The 3,854-nt window shown below is 67.3% G+C and carries 3 protein-coding genes; 1 reads left to right on the top strand and 2 read right to left on the bottom strand.

All coding sequences use genetic code 11. The features are described from left to right. Positions 1 to 1,113 (top strand): AMP-binding protein (locus AC2VOP_RS08180; RefSeq protein WP_486960498.1); only part of this gene is annotated, 1,113 nt, incomplete at its 5' end. A gap of 68 nt (positions 1,114 to 1,181) precedes the next feature. Here AC2VOP_RS08180 and AC2VOP_RS08175 read toward each other — a convergent pair. Together AC2VOP_RS08175 and AC2VOP_RS08170 are read right to left on the bottom strand one after the other, a co-directional pair. Next, entirely contained in the window at positions 1,182 to 2,384 is a 1,203-nt protein-coding gene (locus AC2VOP_RS08175; protein WP_486960497.1) for a PPE family protein, read from the bottom strand. A 22-nt stretch (positions 2,385 to 2,406) separates the two neighbouring features. Beyond that, positions 2,407 to 3,603: a PPE family protein gene (locus AC2VOP_RS08170; protein ID WP_486960496.1), complete on the bottom strand. Its 1,197-nt coding sequence runs from the start codon at positions 3,601 to 3,603 to the stop codon at positions 2,407 to 2,409. Positions 3,604 to 3,854: the final 251 nt, after the last annotated feature.

Here is a 3,854-nt window from a genome sequence, read left to right as displayed (position 1 = left end):
AATACGACAATTGTTTCGTGGTTGCCTTTTTACCATGACATGGGTTTGGTGCTGGGAGTCTGCGCACCGATCCTGGGTGGCTATCACGCCGAGCTGAGCAGTCCGATGTCGTTTCTGGAGAGGCCGGCCAGGTGGATGCGATCTTTGGCCGCGGCTCCTCATCCGTTTTCAGCGGCGCCGAACTTCGCCTTCGACGTGGCCGCCCGCAAAACAACCGACAGTGACCTGGCTGGGCTCGACCTCAGCGGGGTGCTGGGCATCATCTGCGGCGCCGAACGTGTCCAGCCGGCCACACTGCAACGCTTCGTCGATCGGTTTGCTCACGTCAATTTCCGGGACCACATGGTGCGTCCTTCCTATGGCTTGGCGGAGGCAACCGTCTTCGTGGCGGCCGGCACCCGGGGTGAATCATCGGAAGCGGTTCACTTCGATATCGGGGAGCTATCCGCCGGGCGCGCTCGGCGGTGTGCGGCGGGGACCGGCACAGAGCTGGTCACATACACGGTGCCGCGCTCACCTACCCTGCGGATCGTCGACTCCTACACACACCGTGAGTGCCCGCACGGCCTGGTCGGCGAGATCTGGGTTCACGGCGCCAACGTCGCCGACGGCTACTGGCGTAAACCCCGCGAGGAGCAGCGCTGCTTCGGCGCAATACTTGTCGACCCGTCACCGGGCACCCCCGACGGGCCTTGGCTGAGAACCGGCGACCAAGGTTTCGTTTTCTCCGATGAGCTGTACATCGTCGGCCGGATCAAGGACATGCTGATCATCCACGGGCGTAATCACTACCCCGAGGACGTCGAGGCGACGGTCCAAGAGGTCACAGGTGGCCGGGTTGCGGCGATATCGGTCCCGGTGGACGGCACCGAGAAGCTGGTCACCGTCGTCGAGCTCAAGAAGCGAGGTGATTCCGACGAGGAGGCGATGCGCCGGCTCGCCCGCGTCAAAAGCGATGTCACCGCCGCGATCTCCACTGTGCACGGTCTGAACGTCGCGGACCTCGTTCTGGTATCGCCCGGGTCGATTCCCACCACAACGAGCGGCAAGATTCGGCGCGCCGCCTGCGTCGAGCAGTACCGCCAGGACCAATTCACCCGGTTGGACGCCTGAGCCAACCGCTGGGTACCCAGACCCGACTTCCGCAATTGTCGGTGCGGGTGTGCCGCTGCAACCCGAGATCATCCGCCGGCTGGGGAGCGCGGGACGACCTTGTTGGCCTTATGGTTGCGCGATTTGGCGGCGGTAGCGCTGATCGCCCGTCCGGCCAACGTTCCCAGCAGGGTCTCGCCGAACAGCATGCTTCCGGGCATGCCGGCAAAGTCCTCTGCAGCGGCGCCGGCATTCGACACTGTCCCTGGCGCCGCGTCCACCGCGGTGTCTACCGCCGAAGCGGTGGTCGCGGCCCAGCTTGGCGGCACCGACAAAGCGCCGACGACGCTGGCCCGGCCCACCACTGCCGAGGTCGCCGAGGTCGCCGAGGTCGCCGAGGCGGTGGTGGCTATCTCTGGCAGCGGGATCCCGAAGATGGGATCGAACGGCCCGTTCCCCCTGGCGAAGTCGCGCAGCGCGGCTGTGTTAAAGCCGGTGAGCCTGGTCGCCAACGCGATAAGACGCCAGGTCTCGTCGTTGATCGACAAGGCCGAGCCGGCGACGAATATCTCATAGTCGGTGATCGGCACCCCGGCGATCACGGGCACGATCCCCGACGAGGACGACGACGGCGAGGACGCCAGACCCTGCAGGGCGGTGGTGAGCCCGGACGCCAGCTGCGGACTGCTGGCGGCGGCTTGGGCGTGGCCGGCGCCGACGGCGGCGGCCTGGGCGAGGGCCGCGGCTTGGGCCGCCTGTCCGCCCGGCTGGGTGGTTTGCGGCGGCTGACTAAACGGTGTCAGCTGTGACGCGGATGCCGAGGAGTCGGCGTAGCCGTACATCACCGCGGCATCTTGAGCCCACATCTCGTCGTAGGCAGCTTCGGTCGCCGCGATGGCCGGGCTGTTCTGCCCGAAGAAGTTCGTTGCGACCAGCGACGCCAGCCGGGTCCGGTTGGCTTCGATCAGCGGCGGCGGCACCACGGCGGCAAACGCCGTCTCGTAGGCACCCCCGGTGGCCCTGGCCGCCGCAGCGGTCTGCGTCGCCTGCGCGGCGGTGTCGTGCAGCCACGCCACATAGGGGGCGACCGCACCCGCCATCACCGTCGACGCCGGGCCCTGCCATCCCGCGTGGGTCAGATTGGCGATCACCGAGGAATAGGCGGCAGCGGAAAAACCCAGCTCTTTGGCCAATCCGTCCCAGGCTGTCGCGGCGGCCAGCAGCGAGGCCGATCCGGGACCCGAGTACAGCCTGGCGGAGTTGACCTCCGGTGGCAGTGCTCCAAAATCCATGTCTGGGCTCCTTTTCTTTCGCTCAACTTCGGGTGGTTGATCGCCCGGCACGTTCGGAGGCCGGGTTACGCACGATCACCGGTTTCGACTTCGGGTCAGCGGAGTCGGCGGTGTTCTTCGACAGCGCACTCATCAGCGCCTGGCTGAACGTCATGCCCGGCGTCGGCTCCGGTGGGGGAGCGGCGGCGACAGCGGCGCCGGCGCCGGGCAACGACAGCGCGGCCGGGCGCACCGGCACGGGGTCGCCGGCCCAACTCGGCGGCACCGACAACGCCCCCACCGCCTCGGCCTGGCCTATTCCCGCCGACACCGAGCCGGCCGATCCGAGCCCGGCAGTAAGCTCGGCAGCGGCCTCTTCGGCGAATCGCTGGGCCGCATCGGCCTGCCGCCGCGTACTTGTGATTATCCCGGTGATCCTGGTGTACAGATTGACCTGCGAGTTAGTCCGGAACGCAATGTTGGCGAGGAAAAACGAGTTCTGACCGAACAACGTGGGGCCCAGCAGGCCGTTGATGCCGAAGACGGGTGCCGTGGCGAACAACGCCGTGGAGTCCAAGAACGTCGTCGAGCTGATGAACGGGAAGAATGGAGCATCTGCCGAGGCTGTCGCCGCCTCGGTCGGAGCAAGCTGGTGCAGCGCGGCGGGCAGCGCCTTGGTCAGCTGCGCTACGGCCTGGGCGCCTTGCCCGGCCGGGTTGGTGGTGGGTGGCGGCTCGTTGAACGCGGGCAACGCGGTCGCCGACGACGCGGCGCCGGCGTAACCGTGCATGGCGGCAGCATCTTGGGCCCACATCTCGGCGTAGTGTGCCTCGGTCGCCGCGATCGCCGAGGTGTTCTGCCCGAAGAAGTTGGTCGCGACCAGCGCCATCAACAGCGACCGGTTGGCCGCGACCACCGGCGGGGGCACCGTCATCGCGTAGGCAGCCTCGTAAGCCGCTGCCGCCGCCTTGGCCTGCGTGGCGGTCTGTGCGGCCTGGGCGGCGGTGTCATGCAGCCACACCACATATGGTGCGGCCGCGGCCGTCATCGCCGCTGATGCCGGGCCCGACCACACCTGGCCGGTCAGCTCCGACATCACCGAGGCGTAGCCGACCGCGACGAACTCCAACTCGGCGGCCAGCGCGTCCCAAGCCGCTGCTGCTGCCAGCATCGGTCCCGACCCGGGACCGGTATACATGCGCGACGAGTTGACCTCTGGTGGCAATGCTGCGAAATCCAACAGTGCCCCTCCTTCGAAGGATGTCGTGGGCCTCGGTGGCCCGCATCCGAACCAGCGGTGACGTCAGGGGTGTTCACAAGCATCTTGTGAATCGCTGCGGCATGTGCGCTGATAGCCTGGCATAAAGCTGCCTGCGCAGCGAACCGACGGGCCGTGTTGGCGGCCACGGCAAACTGCCCAGTGGCGGCCATATAAGTGCCCGGTGGCGGTCATGAAAACTGCCCGCTGACGGTCACGAGATCTGCCCAGCT

The organism is Mycobacterium sp. TH-M106, assembly GCF_057473765.1.
Note: the sequence above shows the minus strand (reverse complement) of the source record. Positions and strands in the feature narration are given on the sequence as shown.

Coding starts and splice junctions, on each gene's coding strand:
- AC2VOP_RS08175 (WP_486960497.1), bottom strand. CDS start 2,384: ATGGATTTTGGAGCACTGCCACCGGAGGTCAACTCCGCCAGGCTGTAC.